The organism is Streptococcus pseudopneumoniae (assembly GCF_001074975.1).
GTDB classification, from domain to species: domain Bacteria; phylum Bacillota; class Bacilli; order Lactobacillales; family Streptococcaceae; genus Streptococcus; species Streptococcus pseudopneumoniae_D.
Genome location: NZ_JUUO01000047.1, coordinates 1 through 261 on the forward strand (window position 1 = coordinate 1; position 261 = coordinate 261).

The window sequence follows — 261 nt, forward strand, 5'->3', positions numbered from 1 at the left end:
ACATCAGCTTCAGCAAGCACATCAGCTTCAGCAAGCACATCGGCTTCAGCAAGCACATCAGCTTCAGAATCAACGTCAGCTTCAGCAAGCACATCAGCTTCAGAATCAACGTCAGCATCAGCAAGCACATCGGCTTCAGCAAGCACATCAGCTTCAGCAAGCACATCGTCTTCAGCAAGCACATCAGCATCTGAATCAACATCAGCTTCAGCAAGCACATCGGCTTCAGCAAGCACGTCAGCATCTGAATCAACATCAGCT

The 261-nt window shown here is 49.0% G+C and carries 1 pseudogene; it reads right to left on the bottom strand.

Annotated elements, in window-relative coordinates:
* Positions 1 to 261 (bottom strand): annotated as a pseudogene (locus tag ADI86_RS12080) (hypothetical protein); the annotation flags it as partial.